General features: G+C 70.4%; 15 protein-coding genes. 7 read left to right on the top strand and 8 right to left on the bottom strand.

Translation table 11 applies throughout. From position 1 onward, the window contains the following. The first annotated feature begins 42 nt into the window (after nucleotides 1-42). The 4 genes from ABZT17_RS10660 (at nucleotide 43) to ABZT17_RS10645 (ending at nucleotide 4,718) form a co-directional block, all read left to right on the top strand. The gene (locus ABZT17_RS10660; RefSeq protein ID WP_356346425.1) at nucleotides 43-1,980 is read left to right on the top strand and encodes a hypothetical protein; all 1,938 of its coding nucleotides are present in this window, start codon (nucleotides 43-45) and stop codon (nucleotides 1,978-1,980) included. 97 nt (nucleotides 1,981-2,077) lie between these two features. Beyond that, on the top strand, nucleotides 2,078-2,956 hold the full coding sequence (locus ABZT17_RS10655) for a metal-dependent hydrolase (RefSeq protein ID WP_356346423.1): 879 nt from the start codon (nucleotides 2,078-2,080) through the stop codon (nucleotides 2,954-2,956). Next, entirely contained in the window at nucleotides 2,956-3,972 is a 1,017-nt protein-coding gene (locus ABZT17_RS10650; protein WP_356346419.1) for a PDR/VanB family oxidoreductase, read from the top strand. The genes ABZT17_RS10655 and ABZT17_RS10650 overlap by 1 nt, the downstream gene beginning before the upstream one ends. Nucleotides 3,973-4,028: 56 nt before the next feature. Beyond that, on the top strand, nucleotides 4,029-4,718 hold the full coding sequence (locus tag ABZT17_RS10645; protein WP_356346416.1) for a TetR/AcrR family transcriptional regulator: 690 nt from the start codon (nucleotides 4,029-4,031) through the stop codon (nucleotides 4,716-4,718). A 9-nt stretch (nucleotides 4,719-4,727) separates the two neighbouring features. Here the strand turns inward: ABZT17_RS10645 and ABZT17_RS10640 are convergent, their stop codons facing one another. From ABZT17_RS10640 to pulA, 3 genes are all read right to left on the bottom strand, one after another. After that, complete coding sequence (locus ABZT17_RS10640) at nucleotides 4,728-5,087, bottom strand: isomerase (RefSeq protein WP_356346414.1); 360 nt, start codon at nucleotides 5,085-5,087, stop codon at nucleotides 4,728-4,730. Between the two features lie 36 nt (nucleotides 5,088-5,123). Beyond that, complete coding sequence (locus ABZT17_RS10635; protein ID WP_356346412.1) at nucleotides 5,124-6,746, bottom strand: fused response regulator/phosphatase; 1,623 nt, start codon at nucleotides 6,744-6,746, stop codon at nucleotides 5,124-5,126. Between the two features lie 71 nt (nucleotides 6,747-6,817). After that, entirely contained in the window at nucleotides 6,818-12,193 is a 5,376-nt protein-coding gene (gene pulA / locus ABZT17_RS10630) for a pullulanase-type alpha-1,6-glucosidase (protein ID WP_356346410.1), read from the bottom strand. A 188-nt stretch (nucleotides 12,194-12,381) separates the two neighbouring features. On the opposite strand from pulA, the gene ABZT17_RS10625 reads away from it, so the two are divergent. Then, a complete protein-coding gene (locus tag ABZT17_RS10625; protein ID WP_356346408.1) occupies nucleotides 12,382-14,451 on the top strand; it encodes a carbohydrate-binding module family 20 domain-containing protein in 2,070 nt (689 codons plus the stop codon). A gap of 69 nt (nucleotides 14,452-14,520) precedes the next feature. On the opposite strand, the gene ABZT17_RS10620 is transcribed toward ABZT17_RS10625, so the two are convergent. The 4 genes from ABZT17_RS10620 to ABZT17_RS10605 form a co-directional block, all read right to left on the bottom strand. Beyond that, nucleotides 14,521-16,182 carry an alpha-amylase family glycosyl hydrolase gene (locus ABZT17_RS10620; protein WP_356346404.1) on the bottom strand — a complete coding sequence of 554 codons (1,662 nt, stop codon included), beginning with the start codon at nucleotides 16,180-16,182 and terminating at the stop codon, nucleotides 14,521-14,523. Between the two features lie 125 nt (nucleotides 16,183-16,307). Next, nucleotides 16,308-17,210, bottom strand: coding sequence for a carbohydrate ABC transporter permease (locus ABZT17_RS10615; protein WP_356346402.1), 903 nt, complete (start codon nucleotides 17,208-17,210; stop codon nucleotides 16,308-16,310). Nucleotides 17,211-17,223: 13 nt separating this feature from the next. After that, nucleotides 17,224-18,228, bottom strand: coding sequence for a sugar ABC transporter permease (locus ABZT17_RS10610; protein ID WP_356346400.1), 1,005 nt, complete (start codon nucleotides 18,226-18,228; stop codon nucleotides 17,224-17,226). 111 nt (nucleotides 18,229-18,339) lie between these two features. Next, a complete protein-coding gene (locus tag ABZT17_RS10605; RefSeq protein WP_356346398.1) occupies nucleotides 18,340-19,611 on the bottom strand; it encodes an extracellular solute-binding protein in 1,272 nt (423 codons plus the stop codon). A gap of 326 nt (nucleotides 19,612-19,937) precedes the next feature. On the opposite strand from ABZT17_RS10605, the gene ABZT17_RS10600 reads away from it, so the two are divergent. Both ABZT17_RS10600 and ABZT17_RS10595 read left to right on the top strand, forming a co-directional pair. Further along, nucleotides 19,938-20,972 carry a LacI family DNA-binding transcriptional regulator gene (locus ABZT17_RS10600; protein WP_356346395.1) on the top strand — a complete coding sequence of 345 codons (1,035 nt, stop codon included), beginning with the start codon at nucleotides 19,938-19,940 and terminating at the stop codon, nucleotides 20,970-20,972. A 142-nt stretch (nucleotides 20,973-21,114) separates the two neighbouring features. Further along, complete coding sequence (locus tag ABZT17_RS10595) at nucleotides 21,115-21,939, top strand: phosphatase PAP2 family protein (protein WP_356346393.1); 825 nt, start codon at nucleotides 21,115-21,117, stop codon at nucleotides 21,937-21,939. A gap of 8 nt (nucleotides 21,940-21,947) precedes the next feature. Here the strand turns inward: ABZT17_RS10595 and ABZT17_RS10590 are convergent, their stop codons facing one another. Beyond that, the gene (locus ABZT17_RS10590; protein WP_356346390.1) at nucleotides 21,948-23,519 is read right to left on the bottom strand and encodes an amidohydrolase; all 1,572 of its coding nucleotides are present in this window, start codon (nucleotides 23,517-23,519) and stop codon (nucleotides 21,948-21,950) included. Between the last annotated feature and the right edge of the window lie 4 nt (nucleotides 23,520-23,523).

The following is a 23,523-nucleotide window of genomic DNA, read 5'->3' as shown; positions in this document are numbered from 1 at the left end:
GGGTGGGGGTGACCATCCGACGATTCGCTCGTTCTGCTGAACGTGCAGTCACAGGATGTCGCCCCGCGCCCGCGCCCCGCAGCCTCCCCCGCCGACCAGGTCGTCGACGTCGAGCAGGCCGAGGCCGCGCTCGTCGAGCACTACCCCCGGCTGGTCCGGCTCGCCTACCTGGTGCTGCCGCCGAGCCTGGGCCGCAACCGCCGTGTGGTGACCGCGCATTCCCTCACCCAGCGCGCCCTGCCCAGGGGCCGGGCGTCGGCGCCGGTGATCCCGGCCCAGTCGGCCGGCCGGGACGTCGACCTGGGGTACGCCTTCGTCCGCCTCCAGGTCCTGCGGACGGCCCTGGAAGCGGGTCTGCCGCTGAGGCGCACGGCGTTCCCGAGGCGCTCCCAGCTCCCGCCGCTGCTCCCCCAGGTGTGGGGCCTGCGGCTCTTCCCCCGCTCCGGGGGCGCCGACGAACTCGCCCTGGACCAGCGCCTGTCCGCCCTGTCGGGCCCGGCCCGCGCCGTCTATGTCCTGCGCGGCCTGGAGAAGCTCCCCGACGGCGACATCCGCAGGATCCTCGGCGCCGCGGGCTGTACCGACGGGGAGGAGGTGGCGGCGGCGCTCCGCGAGGCGGACGCGGTTCCGGCCTCGCACCACCCTCTCCTCGAATCACCCGAGTTCGATCCGTGCTCGCTGCAGGCGCGGCCCACCGATCTGATGCGGCGCAGACAGCACACCAGGGCCGCGCTGGCCGCGGCCGCCGCGCTCGCGGTGTGCGGGGCGCTCGTCGCGATGCCCGGCGACGGCTGGGGACCCGACGGCGCCGCCGCGCCCGCGTACGCGCAGAACCCCGCGTCCGAGGCGGCCCTCGACCCCGCCAGGCTGACGACGGTGAACCCCACGGCCTGGGAGTCCTCCGCGCGCACCGACTTCTCGGTGTGGCCGGCGCGCGGTGAACTCACCGGCGACAAGGCCCTGTTGCGCCGCGCCCTCGCCGTCTGGGCGCGACCCGGCGAGAGCGTCCGGGTCTCGGCGACCCCGGGCACCCCCTCGGGCGGCCCGTCGGGCCCACCACAGCTGCTGTACGCGGGCAATGTCGACAGCGCGCGGGTCGTGATCCTCTACGACGGTCTGCGCGTCGTCCGCTACGCCGAGCCGAAGGACGACACCAAGGGCGCGGCGCTGGACTTCGCGCGGGTCGACGGCGCGGACCGGGCCGAGGCGAGCGCGGTGGTGCTGGGGCGGGCCGACGGCAACGTCCGCTATCTGACGGCGCCCTGGATCACCGGGGCCGCAGAGCGGGATCTGCTCAAGCCGAACGCCGGGGCGATGGATCTCGGCCTCACCAAGGGGATCACGGGGCCGTTCGCCGGCCCGGCCGAACAGACGGGCGACTGTCTGTCCTGGAACGTGCTGCAGCTGACCGACGCCACGGGGACACGGCTGATGACCGACCTCGGCGAACTGGTCCCGGCCCAGCTGACCGTCGGCCGTCCCGGCGCCACGCGGAACGCCTCAGCGGCGCGGGGGCTGCGCGACTGGGCGCCGTACGCCTGCTCGCTGGCCTCGGTGCGGTCGGCGGGGGTGCGGGATGTCAACGCCTGGGCGTACGCCACACAGCCGCTGCCGGACGCGGGCGGGGCGGCGGACTGGGTGTGCACCCGGGCGGAGACCTGGCGGGGCGGCGGGACCCGCGTGCTGGCGCAGTTCCACACACCGGGCGGGACGTACGGGGCGGTGGCGGCGAAGTCCGAGAACGGCCCGGAGTGCGGCAGCAAGGACCCCGCGGTGCTGGCGGGGGTGCTGTGGAAGTCGGCGGCGGGGCACTGGTATCTGCTGGCCGCGGGGGGTCCGGGCACGTCCACGGTGGCGGCGAGCGGTGGGGTGCGGGCGAGCGCGCGGGGGAATCTGCTGGCGGCGCGGGCCGGGCAGGGGTCGCGGGCCGAGCTCAAGGGCGTCCTGGCGGGCGGGCGGGAGATCAGCGGCCTCCGATAGGAGAAGAGAGCCGTCGGCGGAGAGCTTGCTGACAAGTCTGTAAACAAGGGCGCGCGGAGGGCTTCTCCTCCGGGCTACCCATCAGTACATTGACGCCATGTCCAACAAGCCTCCGCTCAAAGCCCGGAAGGTGTCCTTCTCCTGGGAGGGCACTCCGTTGCACTGGGTGCCCGGGGACCCGTTCGCCGCGCACACCATCAATGTGCTGCACATGCTGCTGCCGGCCGGTGAGCGATGGTTCGTCCATGTGTACAAGCAGGTGCTGCCGCTGATCCGGGACGAGCGGCTGCGCGAGGACGTGATCGGGTTCATCGGGCAGGAGGCGATGCACTCACAGGCCCATGACGAGGTGCTGCCGCATCTGAGGGAGCTGGGCATCGACCCGACGCCCTACACCGCGCAGGTCGACTGGTTCTTCGAGAAGCTGCTGGGCGACCGGGCCCTGCCGCCCGGCAGGGCGCGCAGATGGTGGCTGCTGGAGCGGGTCGCGATCATCGCGGCGATCGAGCACTACACCGCCTTCCTCGGCGACTGGGTGCTGAACGCCGGAGAGCTGGACCGCCGGGGCGCCGACCCCACCATGCTGGACCTGCTGCGCTGGCACGGCGCGGAGGAGGTCGAGCACCGCTCCGTCGCCTTCGACCTGTTCCAGCACGTGGACGGCGGCTACCGGCGCCGGGTGCGCACCTGGGCCACCGCGTTCGCGGCCCTGGTGTTCCTGTGGCAGCGCGGGGCGCGCTTCTTCATGGAGAACGACCCGACGCTGGTGGACGGGAAGGCCTCCGTCAGGAAGTTCTACGCCGCCGGGCGCCGTGGCACCCTGCCCGCGACCGGGGACCTGCTCCGGTCCGTTCCCCGCTATCTGAGCCGGGGCTACCACCCCTCCCAGGAGTGCTCCACCGAGCAGGCCGTCGCCTATCTGGCCTCCTCCCCCGCGGCCCTCGCCGCGCTCGCCGCCGAGCGGGGGGTGGCCTGATGCCGAGACCGCTCACCGTCGCCGTCCTCGCCGGGGCCGCCCTGCTGACCCGGCGCGCGCTGCGGCGCCGGGTGGGGGCCTCGCCGCTGTGGCCGATGCCCGCGCTCGACCCGCCGACCTCGGGCCGGCCCCGGTCACGGGCGCTGCGGCTGCGGGTCGCCTCGCACGAGACCGTCGCCGAGGGGGTCGTACAACTACGCCTGGAAGGGCGGGAGTTGCCGCGCTGGGAGCCCGGCGCGCATCTCGACCTGGTGCTGCCGTCGGGGGCCGTACGGCAGTACTCGCTGTGCGGGGACCCGGCGGACCGGTCGTCGTACACCGTGGCCACGCGGCTCGTCGAGGACGGGCGGGGCGGCTCACGCGAGGTGCACGAGCGGGTGCGGGAAGGGATGGAGCTGGAGGTGCGGGAGCCCCGGAACCGTTTTCCGCTCGTCGCCGCGCCGTCGTACGTCTTCGTCGCCGGGGGGATCGGGATCACCCCGATTCTCCCCATGCTGCGGGCCCTTGGGGACGGGGTGGAGTGGCGGCTGCTGTACTGCGGGCGGTCGCGGGAGTCGATGCCGTTCGTCGAGGAGATGGAGAAGCTCGGCCGGGGGCGGGTCACCGTGACCGTCGGAGCGCCGGATCTCGACGCGCTGGAGGTGCCGGAGCAGGCCGCCGTCTACTGCTGCGGCCCCGAGGGGCTGATGGCGGCGGTGGCGCGGCGGTTCCCGGCCGCGCACCTCGAACGGTTCGCTCCCCGGACCGCCCGGGGCACCGCGTTCGAGGTCGAACTCCGGCGCAGCGGGCGGGTGTTGACCGTGCCGGCCGACTCCAGCGTGCTGGCCGCCGTGCGGGCCGAGCTGCCGGACACGCCGTACTCCTGCGAGCAGGGGTTCTGCGGGACCTGTCAACAGCGGGTGCTGGAAGGGGAGGTGGAGCACCGGGACGAGTTGCTGACGGACGCCGAGCGGGCCGACTCGATGCTGATCTGCGTTTCGCGGGCGCGAAGTGATCGGGTCGTGCTGGACATGTGAACACCGTTGGGCGGACCGGTCCGTTCCGGGCCGGATCCGATCGGTAAGGTGTTCGTATGACAACCGGGGTACGCCGCAGAATGGGAGTCGAGGAGCGGCGACAGCAGTTGATCGGCGTGGCCCTCGAACTGTTCAGCCAACGCTCGCCCGACGACGTCTCCATCGACGAGATAGCGGCGGCCGCGGGGATCTCCCGGCCGCTGGTCTACCACTACTTCCCCGGCAAACTCAGCCTGTACGAGGCCGCGTTGAAGCGTGCCGCGCAGGATCTGGCGGGCCGGTTCGAGGAGCCGCAGGAGGGTCCGCTCGGGGTCCGGCTGCGGCGGGTGATGCGCCGGTTCTTCGACTTCGTCGACGACCACGGCCCCGGTTTCTCGGCGCTGATGCGCGGCGGCCCGGCCGTCGGCTCCTCGGCGACCAACGCGCTCATCGACTCCGTACGCCAGGCCGCCTATGTCCAGATCCTTTCGCACCTGGGCATCGAGGATCCGCCCGCGCGCCTGGAACTGGTCGTCCGCTCCTGGATCTCGCTCGCCGAGTCGACCGCGCTGATCTGGCTGGACGGCCGGCGTATCCCGCGCGCCGAGCTGGAGACCCAGCTGGTGCACGACTTCGCCGCGCTGGCCGCGGTGAGCGCCGCCTACGACGAGGAGATGGGCGCGCTGCTGCGCCGTATGGTCAAGGACGAGCCGCCGGACGGGCCCTTCGCGGAGCTGGTCGGCCGGCTGATCGCCCTGGCTTCCTGAGGAGCGTCCTCAGCGCTCGAACGTGCGGTACGACGGGTCGAGGTCGCGCACCTCGGCCGAGCCGTGCAGCACGCCGGAACCGTCGTCCTCGATGTGCTTCCTCAGCAGTTCGAGGACGGCCTCGGTCAGCCTCGCCTTCGTCTCGTCGGTGCGGCCGGCGAGCAGCGCGAGCGTGACGTGCACGACGCCGTGGCCGAGGTCCAGCGGATCGTCGTAGCCGACGGCGGTGACCTCGACGGACCGGAACCGCGTCTTGCACCCCTCGGGCTTGGCGGCCGCGATCTCGACGACCGCGGCATGCAGGTCCCGCGCGAAGGCCTCCCGGTCGAAGCTGAGGTGCTTCGAGTGGTCGACGGTGATCTGCGGCATGGGGCACTCCTGTTCTACGGCGGCGACGCGCCCACCCTAATTCCTCAGCTGCAGGGCGAGCATCGCGATGTCGTCCTCGCGGTTGTGGCCGAAGGACGACAGGAGGGTGTCACAGAGGGCGTCCAGGCCGGGGAGGGCTCCGGTGGCGGCCGCCTGGAGCTGTTCCATCGACGCCGTCAGATCGATGCCGCGAGTCTCGATCAGGCCGTCGGTGACCATCAGGAGCCGGTCGGCGGGCTCCAGGAACAGCTCGGTGGGCGGGGGATGCGGCAGCCCCACACCGATCAGCGGGCCCGCCGCCTTCACGTACTCGGCGTCCCCGCTGTCCCGCAGGATCAGCGGCGGGATGTGGCCGGCGTTGGCGATGCGCGTGCGTCCGGTGGCGGGGTCGATCAGCACCAGGCAGACGGTCGCCGTGACTTCGGGGTGGTAGCGCTGCAGCATCCGGTCCAGACGCTCGGCGAGCACGGCCGGGTCGCTCTCCTCCACGCAGTAGGCGCGCAGCGCGTGCCGGATCTCGACCATCACCGTGGCCGCGTCCAGCGAGTGCCCGACGACATCGCCGACCGCGGTCAGCACCCCGTCGGCGAGGCGCAGCGCCGCGTAGAAGTCGCCGCCGATCTCGGTCTCCCGGGACGCCGGCACATAGCGCACCGCGAGATCGACACCGGGCAGTTCCGGCAGCCGGTGCGGCTCGGGCAGGAAGCTGCGCTGGAGGGTGAGCGCGACATGCCGCTCGACCTGGTACATCAGCAGCGGCTCGGCGGCCAGCGCGGTGGCCTGCGCCAGCTGGGCGAGCAGCGCCTCGCCCTCGGGGCTGACCCGGCGCAGCCCGCGGGTGGGCGTGGCCAGGCACACCGGGGCCCGCCCGTCCTGGGTGAGGACCAGGGCCAGCCGGGCGTCGTGCTGCACACCGGGCCGGAAGAACCCGGCCGGCCACAGCGGCGCGGGCACCGTGGTGACCTGCACACCGGACTGGCCCCGGGACAGCCGCCGCAGCAGCGCGGCCACCGCCCGGTGCGCGCCCTCGTCCGGCAGCGAGAGCGAGGTGCGCGCCCGGTACAGCCCGCGATACAGCTCGTCGTCCTGGTCCAGCACGAACACGGCGGCCGGACAGCCGAGGAGGCGGGCGGCCCCGTCGGCGGCGGCATCGACGAGTTCCTGCAGCGAGCGGGCCGACTGGATGGTGACGATCGTCTCCGACAGCAGCTGCAGCCGTCGTACGAGGGCCTGGTCGTCGGCCCGCAGCCGGGCGGCGCGCACCGCGGCCCGCACCGCCGCCTCGATCTCCTCGGGCTCGGCCGGCACCGTCAGATAGGCCTCGGCTCCCCCGATCAGCCCTTCGCAGCGTTCGGCCGGCGGGGTGACCAGCGCCGAGTAGTGCACGACGGGCAGGTTCGCCATGTGCGGCCGCTCCTTGAGCCGGCGGCACAGCTCGAAGCCGCTCATGTCCGGCAGGTGCACATCGACGAGGGCCACGTCGGGCAGGGAGCCCTTGCGCAGCCGTACGTCGAGTTCGACCAGTGCCTCGCCGCCGCTCGCCACCGACACGACCTGGTGACCGGCGCGGCGCAGCACGGTGCCCATCGCGTACCTGCTGGCGGCCACGTCGTCGACGACCAGCACGGTCGTGTCGGTCAGCTTGCCGTTGACGTCCATCTGTCAGCCCTTGGACAACGCCGGTGGGGCGGAACCGGGTTCGGCTCCGCCCCACCAAGTTACTGCCCGTATCAGGAGGACCGGGAGAATACCGCCACAGTGCGTCCCGGAACGGCGAAGGTTCCGGTCGTCCGGTCGTACGACGAGGACCTGACGACGGGGTCCGCGCCGGAGGCCTGCACCGGGTGCAGCCGGTAGCCCGTGCCGGCCAGGGAACCGACGCGCTGTTCCTGGCGCGCCGGCGTCGCGTTGAAGACGACGACCAGATCACCCAGCTTCATGGTGATCACACCGGGCGTCTCGTCCTTGCCGGACAGCGGGAACGACAGCGCCGACCGCACCTGCCCGGCCGTGCCGAGCGAGAAGTCCTTCTCCGTCGTACGGATTCTCAGCAGATCGCGGTAGGCCGCCGAGGCGCCCTCGATCTGCGGGCACCCCACCTTCACCGTGCCCAACAGGGGCTTGGCGTAAGGCCACTTGGACTGGTTGTCGGCCGCCATGGGCAGTCCCCGGCCGAAGCCGTTGCCGTCGGCGCAGTTCCAGTGGACGGCGTTGAACCAGTCGCCGCTGTCGTAGGAGTTGCGGTCCAGGGACTTCGAACGCAGCAGGTCGGAGCCGGCCTGGGAGAGGGACGGGCCCTGGGAGAGGGTGGCCGTCGCCATCGCCAGGACCTGCATCCGGGCCCGGTCGGAGGCGCTCGTGCCGGCGGGCAGCTTGTACGTCAGCGCGTCGAACAGGGACTCGTTGTCGTGCGCGTCCGCGTAGGCGAGGGCGTCGCCCGGCGCGTCGGCGTATCCGGCGGGCGCACCGTTGTAGTCGACCTCGGAGCCGGTGACCTCCTTGCCGTCGGTGTCGGTGAAGGCGAAGGTCTTCAGGTCGCCGGACAGGCCGACCTTGATCAGGTCCTGGTAGTGCAGCAGCCGGGCCTTCTGCTCGGCCGGAGTGCCGTTCGCCGTGGAGGAGTTGGGATCGGTGTAGAGGCCCGAGGCGAAGCCCTGGACGCCGGGGTCGGAGTCGAAGGGGCTGCCTCCGCGCACCGCGTCCCGCGCCCGGTCGGAGAAGGTCGCGATGCCGGTCCCCGCCATGTTCTTCTGCGTGGCCTGCACGAAGCGGGCGTCGTCGGCGACCTCGCCGAAGTTCCAGCCCTCGCCGTACATGATGATCTTCCTGCCGTCGACGCCGTCCTTCTTCGGGGTGAGCGCGTCGAGGGCCTTGCGGACGGCGAGGATGTTCGCCTTCGGCTGGTGGCCCATGAGGTCGAAGCGGAAGCCGTCGACCTTGTACTCCCTGGCCCAGGTGACGACCGAGTCGACGACCAGCTTGCCCATCATGGCGTTCTCGGTGGCCGTGTTGGCGCAGCAGGTGCTGCTGGCGACCGAGCCGTCCGCGAGCAGGCGCTGGTAGTAGCCGGGCACGATCTGGTCGAGGACGCTGGTGGGGGCCTCGCCGGCGGCCGAGGTGTGGTTGTAGACGACGTCCATGACGACCCGGAGCCCGTCCTGGTTCAGTGACTGGACCATCCTGCGGAACTGGACCGTGCGCGCGGTGCCGTCCGGGTCGGTGGCGTACGACCCCTCGGGGACCGTGAAGTGGTACGGGTCGTAGCCCCAGTTGTAGGCGTCCTTGGCCGCCGTCCTCGCCACGCACGCCTGCTGCTGGTCGGAGTCGGCCGCGGAGGAGGCGGGATCGCAGTCGGGGCTCGCCTGGTCCGCCTTCTTCTCGGGGACGGTCGAGAAGTCGAAGACGGGCAGGAGATGCACGTACGAGGTCCCGGACCTGGCCAGTTCCCGCAGGTGCTTCGAGCCGTCGCTGTTCTCGTCGGTGAAGGCCAGGTAGGTGCCCCGGTCCCTGGCCGGCACGGTGTGGTCGGCGACCGAGAAGTCCCGGACGTGCAGTTCCTGGATCTGGGCGTCCCTCAGCGGTACGGCCCTGGGCTTGGCGAGGCCCGCCCAGCCGCTCGGCGCGAGGGACTTGTCGTTCAGGTCGACGAGGAGGCTGCGGGCGGAGTCGGCCGTGAGGGCGACCGAGTAGGGGTCGGTGACCTTGTTGGTGACGATCTTCCGGACGCTCGGCGCCCAGACCTTCACGACGTACCGGTACTGCTTGCCCTTCCAGGAGGCGGGGCCGGTCACGGACCAGACACCGGTGGTGTCGTCACGGCGCATCTTCCTGAGCGAACCGTCGAGTTCCAGCTGCACGGACTGCGCCGTGGGCGCCCACACGGCCAGTGTGGGACGGCCGTTGCTGAAGGCCGGGCCCAGCTCGGCCTTGGTCGCGCCCGCGTACAAGTCGTCGAGCACTCCCGCGATCTGCACACCGGTCGCCGCCAACACGGCTCCGTTCGCGGCCCGTTGGGAGGCGACGAGCTGACCGTCGAGGGCCGCGCGCACCCGGTCCCGGTCGCGCGGGTCGACGGACCAGGCCGTGTAGTCCTTCAGATACGGGAACTCGGCCTTCTGGGTATCGGTGAGGGTGGTCTTCGCGAGCCGCAGCCAGCGCTCGTCGTCACTGGTCAGCGTCCCGTCCTTCACGGCGATCGAGCCGTCGTGGGAGTAGAGCAGCTGGGTGGAGGCGGCGGCGTCGGAGCCGTTCCAGGCGACGGTGTCGCGGTCGATCCAGATCGCCTTGGAGGTGGTCAGGTCGAGGGCGGCCGCCGAACCGGCGGGCTGGGGCAGCAGGTACTTCTCCTGGCCGTTCAGCAGCCACACCTCGTGGCCGTCGGACTTGAGGTCCAGCGACTGGTCGGCGGGGAGATCCTTCTCGTCGCCCTTGTGGATGATGTAACTGAGGCTGGTGGCGCCGTCGGTGAGCGGCACCTCGAAGACCGCGCCGTAGGCGTCGGTCCGCACCGGCTTCAGCGGGCTCGGCCAGTCGGTGGGGTTCGCGGCGCCCGTCCATACGTGCAGACCCCAGCCGTCGTAGTTCCCGTCGGCGCGGTGGTAGTGGATGACGGCCTTGGTGGTGTCCTGCGCCGGGTAGTCGGGGCGGGTGGTCTCGACGGTGTCCTTGCCCTGCTCGATCCACACCTCACCGGTCTTGGTGACGTCGATGGAGCGGTCGGCGGAGACGTCCTTGTCGCCGTCCTTGTCGATGACCAGGAACCCGACGTTCGAGGCGCCCGGCTTCAGCTTGACGTAGGCGAAGGCGCCGTAGGCGTCACGGCCGGCGAAGGGGTGGCCGGCGGGCCAGGTCGTCGCCTCGCCGTCGGCGAGGTCACCCCAGGCGTACAGGCCCCAGTTGTCGTAGTCGCCGTCGGTGCGCTTGTAGTGGACGATCGCGTAGTCGCGGGAGGAGGCGGTGGGGATCTCGGTGGCGGGCGGGGTGCCGGTGGTGGAGGCGGCGGTCGCGGAGGCCGTCCGCCCCGCGGTGTCGACGACGACCGCCTTGTAGCGCAGGGCGGTTCCGGCCGGTACGTCCTTGCCGACGGTCTGGGTGACCTTGTACGGGGCGTGGTCGGCGGAGCCGAGCGTGCGCCAGCTGCCGTCACCGACCTGGGCGGCGAAGACGACCCGGTCGAGGCGGCCGCCGGCCACGTCGGCCGACAGCTCGACCGTGCCGGTGGCGCCGGCGTCGGGGGCCTTGAGGGTGATCGTCGGTGCCGTGGCCGGGGCGGCGAGCCGGCCGGCCGCCTTGAGGACGACCGCGGACTGGGCGGGGACGGTGACCGTGACCTTGCTGTCGGCGTCGGAGGTGACGGTGGCCGAAGTGCCGTGGATCCCGGTGTACTTCATGTTCGGGGAGCCGACGGCGAAGGTCGCGGTCTTCTCCTCACCGGCGTTGTTGAAGGCGACGACGTACTCCTGGCCCGTCCTCGCGTCGGTGCGGGAGAAGGCGTAGACGCCGGGGCCGTCGGCCGCGTAGCGCTGGGTCTGGACGCCGTCCGTCAGGGCGGGGTTGGCCGCGCGCAGCTTGCTGAGAGCACTGATCTGCTGGTAGAGCGGCGCTCTCGTGTCGTAGGAGTCGCTCGCGGCGGTCCGGTCGGTGCCGATCTCGTCGTCGTCGAGGTAGTCGGCGACCTTCGAGGCGAACATGGTCTGGCGGGCGTCCTTGTCGCCGCCGGAGCCGGTGAAGCCCTGCTCGTCGCCGTAGTAGACGACGGGGTTGCCGCGGCTGAGGAACATCAGCTCGTTGGAGAGCCTGTCCTTGGCGAGGAGTTCCGCGTCGGTGGCCTTCGGGTTGTCCGTCTTCAGGAAGTACCCGATGCGGCCCATGTCGTGGTTGCCGGTGAAGGTGACCTGCTCGTACGCGTTGGCCTTGTCGGTCGTGTACTTGTAGTCGTCGCCGAAGACCGAGGCCAGCCTCTGCGCGCTGCCGCCCTGGGAGGCGTAGGTGCGGGCCGCGTCCTGGAAGGGGAAGTCGAGGGTGGCGTCGAGCCGGCCCTGGGTGACGTACGGCGAGGTGATGGACGTGTCGGCGGAGTAGACCTCGCCGAACATGAAGAAGTCCTTCCGCCCGTGCGCGGCCGCGTACCGGTCGAGCGCGGTCGCCCACTGGGTCCAGAACTCCATGTTCACGTGCTTCACGGTGTCGATCCGGAAGCCGTCGATGCCGTAGTCCCCCACCCAGCGCTCGTAGATCCTCTCCATGCCCCTGACGACCTCGGGACGCTCGGTCCACAGGTCGTCGAGGCCGGAGAAGTCGCCGTAGGTGGCGTTCTCGCCGGCGTAGGTCGAGTCACCGCGGTTGTGGTACATCGTGGGGTCGTTGAGCCACGACGGGACCTTGATGTCCTTCTTCGCGGCCGGGACGGTCGGCGTGCGCGGGAAGGAACCGGTGCCGACGGCCGGGAACTTCCTGGTGCCGTCCGCGTAGTCGGCGTCGTCGAAGGGCCGCCCGTCCTTGGTCAGATAGGGGAAGGCGCCCTTGGAGAGGTAGTCGTAGGACTTGCCCTCGTAGTCGACGACGTCGGCCGTGTGGTTGGTGATGACGTCGAAGAAGACCTTCATGCCCTTGGCGTGTGCCTTGGAGATGAGGGTCTTGAGGTCGGCGTTGGTGCCGAAGTGCGGGTCGACCTGGGTGAAGTCGGTGATCCAGTACCCGTGGTAGCCGGCCGAGGCGGCGCTGCCCGTCCCCTGCACGGGCTGGTTCTTGAAGATGGGCGCCATCCAGATGGCGGTCGTGCCCAGTCCCCTGATGTAGTCGAGCCTCTTCGTCAGGCCCTTGAGGTCGCCGCCCTGGTAGAACCCCTTGTCGGTGGGGTCGTACCCGGTGCTGAGCCGCGAACCGGTCAGCCCGCCCCTGTTGTTGGACGGGTCGCCGTCGGCGAAGCGGTCCGGCATGACGAAGTAGAACTGCTCCCGGGTGTCGTCGTGCCGGGCGGGCTCGGCGGCGAGCTTCTTGTCGGAGGGCGGCGGGGGCGGTGCGGCCGCGTGGGCCGCGAGCGGCTGGATCAGTGCGGCGGCGAGGGCGGCGACGGCGACGGCCGCGACCCGTCTGACATGTATCACCGGTGAGAACTCCTAGCGACAGCGGCTCTGTGGGTCCGACCCCGCGTGACCGTACCGCCGACGCAAGCCTTACAGCAAGAGTCCTGAAAACGATGGCAAGAACTTTCACGCACCGCCTTGACGCGTCTCCTCAGCGGCCCCAGTCTCACCACTGGTTGAAACTCCAACACCCTTCATCGGAGCCGCACATGAACGGACACCACCCCGCGGGTGTCTTCCGGCGCACAGCGAGCGCCGTGGCCGCCGGCGCGCTGGCCCTGGCAGGCACGCTGGCCCTGCCCGCCACGACCGCCCACGCGGACACCGGCGCCAAGGGCGATGTCATCGCCAACCTCTGGGAATGGAACTGGGACTCCATCGCCTCCGAGTGCACCGATGTGCTGGGCCCGGCCGGCTACGGCGCGGTCCAGGTCGCCCCGCCGTCCGAGTCCCTCAAACAGTCCAGCTACTACTGGTGGGACGTCTACCAGCCGTACTCGTACACCCTCAACAGCCGCTTCGGTACGGCCACCCGGTTCGCGAACATGATCACCGCCTGCCACCGGGCCGGGGTGAAGGTCTACACGGACGCGGTGATCAACCACACGGCCGCCCAGACCGGCACCGGCTACGACGGCACCACGATCGGCAACAAGTACGACACCCCCGACTGGAACCCGGGCGACTACCACACCTCGGCCGACTGCCCCACCTCCGACCTGACCATCCAGGACTACTCCAACCTCACCCAGGTCCAGAACTGCGAGCTGCTCGGCCTGCCCGACCTCAAGACCGGTGCGGACAACGTCCGTTCGGGACTCGCGGCCTTCCTCAACAAGCAGATCGCGCTGGGGGTGGACGGCTTCCGTGTCGACTCCGCCAAGCACATACCGGCCGCCGACCTGGCCGCGATCGTGGCGAAGCTCGACACCACGACGTCCGGGGCGGCGCCGTACGTCTTCGACGAGGTCTATCCCGGCTCGACCCCGCAGCCCAGCGACTACTTCGGCTCCGGTGACGTCCTCGACTTCACGTACGCGAGCAGGATGAAGTCGGCCTTCCAGGGCAACGTCAGCGACCTGTCCTCCCTGTCCTCGTCCGGCATCCTCCCGGCCGCCGACTCGGTGTCCTTCGTGACCAACCACGACACCGAGCGCAACGGCCTGGACATGAGCTACAAGGACGGCGACGCCTACAAGCTCGCCAACCTCTTCGAACTCGCCTACAAGTGGTCCACGCCGACGGTGTACTCCAGCTGGCAGTGGACCCAGAGCGACCAGGCCCCGCCGAACTCGGCCGGTTTCGTCACCGGCACGGACTGCGCGAACGGCTGGAACTGCCTCGACCGTGACACCGCGGTCGTCGGCATGGTGGCCTGGCACAACGCGGTGGACACGGCGGCGGTCTCCAACTGGCAGACCATGTCCTCGAACGTCATCGGTTTCGGCCGCAGCGGCGCCGGCTTCTTCGCCCTCAACAACGGTTCGTCCGCGGCCACTTACACCTTCACCACCGGCATGGCGGACGGCACCTACGCCGACGTCGTCGACGGCGGCGACACCAAGGTGACGGTCTCCGGCGGCAGCGCCTCGATCACCGTCCCCGCCAAGGGCGCGGTCGCCTTCTACAACTCCTCCTACACCTGCACGGTCGGCTGCGACGACTCGGGTGGCGGCTCCTCCGGCTCCACGGTGGACGCCACCTTCCACGAGTACGCCTCCACCACCAGCGGCACCGGCGTCTACGTCGTCGGCTCCCTCGCGGCGCTGGGCGGCTGGGACACCTCGAAGGCGGTCCGGCTGTCGTCGACGGGCTACCCCGTCTGGTCGGGCGAAGTGAGCGTGCCGATCAACACCTCGTTCACGTACAAGTACATCAAGAAGGACTCGGCCGGAAACGTCACCTGGGAGTCGAACGCCAACAGGTCCGCCACCACGACGACTTCGGCCCTGTCGCTGAACAACTCCTGGAACGTGGCGAACACGGACGCCACCGACGTCACCTTCAACGAGTACGCGACGACCGACTGGGGCACCAACGTCTACGTCGTCGGCTCGCTCGCCTCCCTCGGCTCCTGGAACACCGCTGACGCGATCCCGCTGTCGTCGGAGTCGTATCCGACGTGGAGCAAGCTGGTGATCGTGCCGAAGAGCACCGCGTTCACGTACAAGTACATCAAGAAGGACGGTTCTGGGAACGTGACCTGGGAGTCCGGGACGAACCGCGCCTACACGACGGGCGGTTCGTCCGGATACTCCACGAGCGACACCTGGAAGTGACCTGACCGGTCCGCGCTCGGCCCGCCGCCCGAAAAGGCGGCGGGCCGACCGAAGTCGACGCAAGAACTCTCAGGCGGTCGTGAACCACACCGTCGTGTCCGCCGGCACCTTCGTCTCACCGTCCGCCTCGGTCACCTCACCGCTGCCGAGCAGGACGCGGCCGTACGCCGGGGTCGTCACCGACTCGCCGCCGGTGTTCGCGACACACACGAACTCCCCGCGCCGGAAGGCCAGTACGCCCTCCGGGGCGCGCAGCCACTCCACGGCGTCGCCCGCGCCGAGGTCGGGGTGGGCGCGGCGGGCGGCGAGGGCGGCGCGGTACAGCTCCAGGGTGGAGCCGGCCACGCCGGTCTGCGCCTCCACGCTCAGCTCGGCCCATCCGGCCGGCTGCGGGAGCCAGCTCCCCCCGCTCCCGAAGCCGTACGACGATCCGTCCCGTGTCCACGGGATCGGCACCCGGCACCCGTCACGAAAGCCGTCCTGGCCGGCGCCGCGGAAGTACGCGGGGTCCTGGCGGACCTCGTCCGGGAGGTCGACGACGTCCGGGAGGCCGAGTTCCTCGCCCTGGTAGACGTAGGCCGATCCGGGCAGGGCGAGCATGAGCAGGGTGGCGGCGCGGGCCCGGCGCAGACCGAGTTCGCGGTCGCCGGCCAGCCGGATCTGGGTGCCGAGGCCGGGCTCGTTGGCGAAGCGGGTGGTGTGGCGGGTGACGTCGTGGTTGGACAGCACCCAGGTGGCGGGGGCGCCCACCGGGCGCATCGCCTCCAGGGTGCGGTCGACGACCGCGCGCAACTGCTCCGCGTCCCAGTCGGTGGCCAGGTACTGGAAGTTGAACGCCTGGTGGAGTTCGTCGGGGCGGACGTAGTTGGCGGTCCGCTCCACGGTCGGGGTCCACGCCTCGGCGACGAAGATACGCTCCCCGCTGTACTCGTCGAGGATGGTGCGCCACTGCCGGTAGATCTCGTGCACGCCGTCCTGGTCGAAGAACGGCATGACATCGTTGCCCAGCAGCTTGAGTTGGTCGTGCGAGCCGAGGTCCGGCAGGCCCTCCGCCTTCACCAGCCCGTGGGCCACGTCGATCCGGAAGCCATCGACGCCCATGTCCAGCCAGAAGCGCAGGATCGAGCGGAACTCGTCGCCGACCGCCGGGTGGTCCCAGTTGAAGTCGGGCTGCTCGGGGGCGAAGAGGTGCAGGTACCACTCCCCGTCGTCGACACGTGTCCACGCCGGGCCGCCGAAGATGGACTCCCAGTCGTTGGGCGGGAGTTCGCCGTTCTCCCCCTTGCCGGGGCGGAAGTGGTAGCGGTCGCGCAGAGGGGAGCCCGGGCCTTCCCTCAGCGCCCGCTTGAACCACTCGTGCTGGTCGGAGGAGTGGTTGGGGACCAGGTCGACGATGATCCTCAACCCCAGCTCGCGGGCGTCCCGGATCAGCGCGTCCGCGTCCAGCAGATTGCCGAACATCGGGTCCACGGCCCGGTAGTCGGCCACGTCGTAGCCGGCGTCGGCCTGCGGGGAGGCGTAGAAGGGGCTGAGCCACACGGCGTCCACGCCGAGGTCGCGCAGATACGGGAGTCGGGAGCGGATCCCTTCCAGATCGCCCATGCCGTCACCGTTGCTGTCGGCGAAGCTGCGCGGATACACCTGGTAGATCACCGCGTCCCGCCACCAGTCGCCGCGCTTGGCTTCGGCGGGGTTCGGGGCCGGGGCGACGAGGGAGTGCTGCTGGCTCATGGCGTCCTTGATGCGTCGGGGGGTGGGGTCATGGGCGTGGTGCGTGCGGGCGGAGGACGACGAGGCGGCCGCGGTCACAGCGGGGTCGGATGGAGACCGCGACCGCCTCGGGTTCAGGTGGGGTGTCAGCCCTTGGTGCCGCCGGCGGTGAGGCCGGTGACGAGGTTCTTCTGTACGAGGTAGAAGAAGATCGCGACCGGTATCGCGATCAGGACCGCGGCGGCGGCCATGAGGTTGCGCTGGGCGTCGTGCTCGCTGACGAAGGTCTGCAGACCGACGGCGAAGGTGTACTTGTCGTCGCTGAGCATGAACGTCGAGGCGAAGGCGACCTCTCCGAAAACGGTGAGGAAGCTGTAGAACGCCGCGACCGCGAGACCGGGCTTGGCGAGCGGCAGGATCAGCCGGACGAAGGTGCCGAAGGGGGACAGACCGTCGACCCGTCCCGCCTCGTCGATCTCGAAGGGGATGGTGTCGAAGTAGCCCTTGAGCAGCCAGGCGCTGTAGGGGACGACCGTGGTGCAGTTGATGAGGATGAGGCCCTGGTAGGTGTCGATGAGGCCCAGGTCCGACATGATCTGGTACATCGGCACGATCAGTACCGCGATCGGGAACATCTGGGTGAGCAGCAGCAGCCACATGAACTTCCGGTAGCCGGGGAAGCGCATGCGGGACACCGCGTAGCCGGTGCTGGCGGCGATCAGCACACCGATGAGCGTGGTGCCGAGGACCACGATGAGCGTGCTCTTCAGCCAGTCGAAGAAACTGGTGTGCTGGAGGACGAACGAGTAGTTGTCGAACGTCATCGTGCGCCAGATCTGGCCGGGGTGCAGGTAGTCGTCCTTGTCCGGGCCGAGGGACAGGAAGAACAGCCAGGCGACCGGGAAGAGCGCGATCAGGCTCGCGACGATCAGGATGCCGTGGGTGGTCAGGGCCGCGAGCGGGCCGCGCTCGCCGCGCCGGCGCCCGCGCGGGGCCGCGGACGGCCGCGCGGCGGTCGTGGCGGAGGTCTCGACGGTGGTCGTACTCATGGGAACTCCTGCCTCAGATCGCGAGCTGCTGCTCATTGCGGTTCAGCCAACGGCGGTAGAACGAGGTGAAGACGATCAGGACGGCCAGCAGCAGGATGCCGTACGCGGCGGACTGGGCGAAGTCGCGCGGCTGCTGTCCGAAGCCGAGGTAGTAGGACCAGGTGACGAGGATCTGGGCGTCGGGCGCGGTGTTGCCGAACAGCAGGAAGATGATCGCGAACTGGTTGAAGGTCCAGATGATGCCGAGCAGTACGACGGTGGAGCTGACGGACCGCAGGCCCGGCAGGGTGACGTGGCGGAAGCGCTGCCAGGCGGTGGCGCCGTCCATCTCGGCCGCCTCGTACAGGGTGCCGTCGATGGCCTGCAGGCCGCCGAGCAGCGAGAGCATCATGAACGGCACACCGCACCAGGTGTTGACCATGATCGCCGCGGCCCGCTGCCAGAAGGTGTCCTCCAGCCAGGAGGGCTGCGGCAGATGGACGGCGTGCAGGGCGGCGTTGATGATGCCGCCGTCGGCGAGCATGAACCGCCAGCCGAAGACGGTCACGAAGGTCGGGACGGCCCAGGGCAGGACCAGGACCATCCGGTAGAGGGTGCGGCCGCGGAACCTCTCGTTCAGCAGCAGCGCCAGGCCCAGCCCGATCGTGTAGTGCAGGGTGACGCAGAGCGCCGTCCACACGACCGTCCAGATGAAGTGCGACCAGAAGCGGTCGTACGAGAGCGGACCGAACAGGATGTCCTTGTAGTTGTCCAGCCCGATGAACTTGTACGTGGCGTCGATGTGGTTGACGCCGATCGTGCGCGCGGTGTTGAGGCTGTTGGCGTCGGTGAGGGTGAGGTAGAGGCCGTACACCAACGGGTAGAGCACGAGGACGCCGAGGACGACCGCGACCGGGGCGATCATCGCGTACGCGTACCAGTGCTTCTGGTAGCTGTGCTTGAGGCGTTGGCCCAGCCCGGGCCGCGGCGCGCGGTCACCGTACCGTTTGCCGGTGGCGCGGTCGATGGCGACTGTCATGTTCGACACCTTCTGGAAGTTCTGCGGCTCTGAGAAGTGGCTGGGCACAGACCGGTGACCGCCGGTTCCCCTCCCCCCATGTCCGGAGGGGACCCGGCGGTCACTCGGGGCTCACTTACTGAAGTCCGGCACCAGCTTGGCGATGGCGAGCTCAGCGTTGCTCAGGCCCTGGTCCAGGGACTCCTTGCCGCCGGCGATCTTCGGCAGCTCGGTGTCCAGCGGGCCCCACAGGGAGCTGTACTCGGGCAGCGCGGGGCGCGGCTGGGCGGCGGCCAGGACGCTCTGGAAGCCGGCGATGCCCGGGTCGGCCTTGACCTCGGCGGTGTAGGCGTCGTCGCGGGTGGGCAGCGTGGAGTTCTTCAGGGCGATCTGCGTCTGGGACTTGGCGGAGGTCATGAAGTTGACGAACTTCAGCGCGGCGGCCTGGTGGGCCTTGTCCGAGCCGGCGTAGACCGAGAGGTTGTGACCGCCGGTGGGGGCGCCCGACTTGCCGGTGGAGCCGGCCGGGACGGTGGCGATGCCGAGGTTGGACTTGTCCTTGAAGGCCGAGCCCTTGTAGAAGTTCGTGATCTCCCACGGGCCCTGGATGATGGCGCCGACCTGGCCGTTGACGAACGCGTCCTGGATGTGGGCGTACGCGTCGGCGGTGACGTCGGCCTTGTGCAGGCCCTGGCCCTTGAAGAGGCTCAGCCAGGTGCCGTAGGCCTTCTTCGCGGCGTCCGAGTCCACGGTGATCTTCTTGGCGGAGGCGTCGACGGTGTCGGTGCCCTCGCCGTAGAGGAAGGTCTGCGCGTAGTAGGCCTGGGTGGAGCCCCAGTAGCCGTAGACGTGCTCCTTGGCGTCGATCTGGAAGGCGTCGGCCTTCAGCTCGTCCCAGGTCTTGGGCGGCGTGGTGAAGCCGGCCTTCTGGAAGATCGCCTTGTTGTACACGAGCGCGAGGGTGTCGGTGACCAGCGGGACGCCGTAGGTCTTGCCCTCGTACTGGGCCTGGGTGATCAGGCTGGGCTGGAACTTGTCCTTGTCGGCGAGGGCCTCGGTGCCGTCCAGCGGCAGGAAGTAGCCCTTCTTGGCGAAGGCGGGCGTCCAGCCGACCTCGGAGCGCAGCACGTCCGGGGCGCCCTTGGAACCGGCGGCGGTGTCGAACTTGTTCTGCGCCTGGTCGAAGGGGACGTTGACGTACTTGACCTTGATGTCCTTGTTGGCGGCCTCGAACTGGCTGACCAGGGCCTTGTACGTCGGCGCCTCATTGGTGGCGTTGGAGGTGTCCCACCAGGTGATGGTGACCGGACCGTCGGCCTTGTCGCCGCTGTCGCTTCCGCCGCAGGCCGTCGCCGCCAGGGCGAGGGACGCCACCAGCGCGGTGGCCGCTATGCCACGCCGCATGAGTTCTCCTTGAGGGTGAGCCCGTGTTACTGCCGACAGCGCCGTCGCGGCGGCCGGGCGTCAGGGAACGTAACAGCGATGCAAGCGTTGCGAAAGACCTTGCAGAAAAAAACCGCAAGACATGGGGGAAGTTACTTCGCCGTGACCCCTTGTCGACCCCCGCGAGATCGCAGTTCTGGGCGGTGAGCGGTCTCGGGCGGCTTATGCAAGACTCTGCAAGCTCTTGCCATCCAGCTCCGGCACAGGAATCATCCCCTTGCGGGACAAGATGCACCGACCAGAACAGAGGGACCGCGATGACGATACGGCCGGTACAGTCCGGTGCCGTGACCACACGGCTTGCCGACATCGCCGTCCAGGCGGGGGTGAGCGAAGCGACCGTCAGCCGCGTCCTCAACGGGAAGCCGGGCGTCGCCGCCACCACTCGCCAGTCCGTGCTCGCCGCGCTGGACGTGCTCGGCTACGAGCGCCCCGTCCGGCTGCGGCAGCGCAGCGAGGGCCTGGTGGGCCTGATCACCCCGGAGCTGGAGAACCCGATATTCCCCGCCCTGGCCCAGGTCATCGGCCAGGCGCTGACCAGGCAGGGCTACACCCCGGTCCTGGCCACCCAGACCCCGGGCGGGTCGACGGAGGACGAACTCACCGAGATGCTCGTCGACCGCGGGGTCGCCGGGATCATCTACGTCTCCGGACTGCACGCCGACACCACGGCCGACATGGAGCGCTACGAGCGGCTGCGGGCGCAGGGCGTGCCGTACGTGCTGGTGGACGGCTTCTCGCCTAAGGTGCAGGCGCCGTTCATCTCACCGGACGACCGCGCGGCGATGACGCTCGCGGTGACCCACCTGGTCTCCCTCGGTCATACGCGGATCGGTCTCGCCCTCGGCCCGAAACGGTTCGTCCCCGTCCAGCGGAAGATCGAGGGTTTCGTACGGTCGATGCAGGACCAGCTCGGCCTGCCCGCGGAGAAGGTCGAGGCGGACCTCGTCCAGCACTCGCTGTACACCCTGGAGGGCGGTCAGGCCGCCGCCACCGCCCTGATCGGCCGTGACTGCACGGCGGTCGTGTGCGCGAGCGACATGATGGCGCTCGGCGCGATACGCGCCGCCCGGCAGCACGGTCTGGACGTGCCGAAGGACGTCTCGGTGGTCGGCTTCGACGACTCGCCGCTCATCGCCTTCACCGATCCGCCGCTGACCACGATCCGCAAGCCGGTGCCGGCGATGGGACAGGCCGCGGTGCGGACGTTGCTGGAGGAGATCGGGGGGACGCCCGCGCCCCACAGTGAGTTCGTGTTCATGCCGGAGCTGGTGGTGCGGGGTTCGACGGCTTCGGCGCCTGGGGAACGGAATCGGCCGTGACTCGTCCGCAGGGCGGAGATTCCGGGAATTCGCGCAGTGCTTCGGGAGTAGGCGCGGGAGTGCGTCCGTTGTAGAAAGTGCGACCTGAACCCGACCGAGGGATGATCGGTGGCGGAAGGCATTTCTGGCAGACTTTGTGCCTATGGGTGACACGACCGTGACCAGTCTGGAAGACCGTGAGAAGACGGCCGTTCCGGACCCCGGCACGGCCTCGGAAAGCCCCCGCCTCCTACGGCGGCTGCGCACTCCGCGCCGCCCCCGGCTGTGGTTCGAGATCCTTCTCATCGCGGTCAGTTACTGGACGTACTCGCTCATCCGCAACGCGGTCCCGGAACAGCGCGGGCAGGCGCTGCGCAACGCCGACTGGATCTGGAAGGTCGAGCACCATCTGGGCATCGCCGTCGAGCAGTCGGTCAACCACGGGATCAACTCGGTGACTTGGCTGATCGTCGGGATGAACTACTACTACGCCACGCTGCACTTCATCGTGACGCTGAGTGTGCTGGTGTGGCTCTACCGCAGTCATCCGGGGCGTTACGCGGCGACCCGGCTGGTGCTGTTCGCGACCACGGGTGTGGCTCTGGTGGGCTACTACCTGTATCCACTCGCGCCTCCGCGTCTGATGAACGGCAGCCACTTCATCGACACGGTCACGGTCCATCAGACCTGGGGTTCGATGGCCTCCGGCGACCTCAAGCACATGTCCAACCAGTACGCCGCGATGCCGTCGATGCACATCGGCTGGTCCCTGTGGTGCGGGCTGACCATCTTCGCGCTGGCCAAGGTGCCGTGGGTGCGGGTGCTGGGGCTGCTGTACCCGGTCGCGACGCTGACCGTCATCGTGGCGACGGCCAACCACTTCTGGCTCGACGCGGTCGGGGGCATGCTGTGCCTGGCCTTCGGGTTCACGGTGGCGCGGGTCTGGTACGGACGGCTGCCGTACGCGTTGCCGCAGATGGTGCCGTAGTCGGGGGCTCAGTCCCCCCTGTGCACCACGTGACCGCCGGTCACCGTCAGGCGTACCTCCGCCTCCGCCAGCTCGTCGGCCGGGGCCTTCACCGGGTCCAGTGCCAGGGCCGTGAGGTCGGCCCGGTGGCCGACGGCGATGCGGCCCGCCAGGTCCGTCTCCCCCGCCGCCCGTGCCGCGTGGCTCGTGCAGCCCTCCAGGGCCTCCAGACCCGAGAGACCGGCCCGTCCTGACGCCGCGCCCTTCGGTGTCCGGGCCGTGGCCAGTACCGCGCGGACGTCGTAGGGGGCGATCGGCCAGTCCGAGCCGAGGGCCACCGTCGCACCCGCGTCGCGCAGGTCCCGCAGGCGCCAGGCGTGGGAGGCGCGGTCGGGGCCCAGGCGGCGGCTCCACTCGTCGGTGCCGTCGGCCCGGGTGTACGCGGTGTGCGGGGGCTGCATGGAGGCCGCCACACCGAGCTCGGCGAACCGGGGCAGGAGGTCGTCCGGTGCCGTCTCGATGTGCTCGATCCGGTGCCGGTCCCGGGCGTCCGGCCCCAGCCCCGCCACCACGTCCAGGACGTGCCGCACCGCCGCGTCCCCGATGGCGTGCGTGGCCGTGCGGACGCCGGCCGTGTGCAGACGCCGTACGGCGGCCCCGTACGCCTCGGGGTCCGGCCAGAAGGCGTCGGTGCCCTGGCCGTGGCAGTCCGCGTGCTTCAGCCACGCCGTGCCGCCCTCCACGGTGCCGTCCATGAAGAACTTCACCCCGCCGACCACCCAGTGCCGGCCCCCTCGGCCCTGGAGAGCGATCAGCTCCTCCAGGCCGGCCGCGTCCGCTCCCGGCATGCACCAGGGCGCGAACCGCAGCCGCACCGGAAGCACCGTCTCCCGCGCGACCGAGTCGACCAGCTCCACATCCCCCGCGTCCATGACATGCGCCCCGGTCAGCCCGGTCGCCGCCATCGCCGCGAGGAGCTCGACGAGGCGGGTGCGGCGGGCCTCGTACGACGGCCGGGGCACCACCTCCGCCAGCAGGTCCATCGCCGCGTGCTCGACGAGATGCCCCGTGGGCCGGCCCGCGGCGTCGCAGACCACCTCCGAGCGCTGGGCGAACGACCGCGGCCCGGTCACTCCCGCCGCGGCCAGCGCCGCGCCCGTGGCGAGCGCGGAGTGGCCGTCGTAGAGGCGGAGGAAGGCCGGTGCGCCGGACAGGACGTCCTCGACGAGCGCGCGGTCGATGGGGCGGCCCTCGAAGGCGTTGTGGTCGAGGCCGTACCCGATGACCCAGCCGTCGATCCGCTCGGCCCCGGCGACGGCCGCCCGCAGCCCCGCCAGGTCCGTCACCCCCGACAGATCCAGCCCGGTGGCCATCTCCAGCCCCCACACGGGGTGACTGTGCGCGTCCACGAGCCCCGGCACGAGGTGCGCGCCCGCCAGGGTCACGACCTCCGTGCCCGGCCCGCGCCATTCACGTACGTCCGTCTCGTCGCCGACCGCCGCGATCACCCCGTCGCGCACGGCGACCGCGGTGGCGTACGGGCGTTCGGGGTCGAGGGTGCGGACCTCGGCGCCGGTGAGGATCAGGTCGGGGGTGGGCATGGTT

Source organism: Streptomyces sp. NPDC005648 (assembly GCF_040605395.1).
Lineage (GTDB): Bacteria > Actinomycetota > Actinomycetes > Streptomycetales > Streptomycetaceae > Streptomyces.
This window is presented reverse-complemented; position numbering and strand designations above follow the sequence as displayed.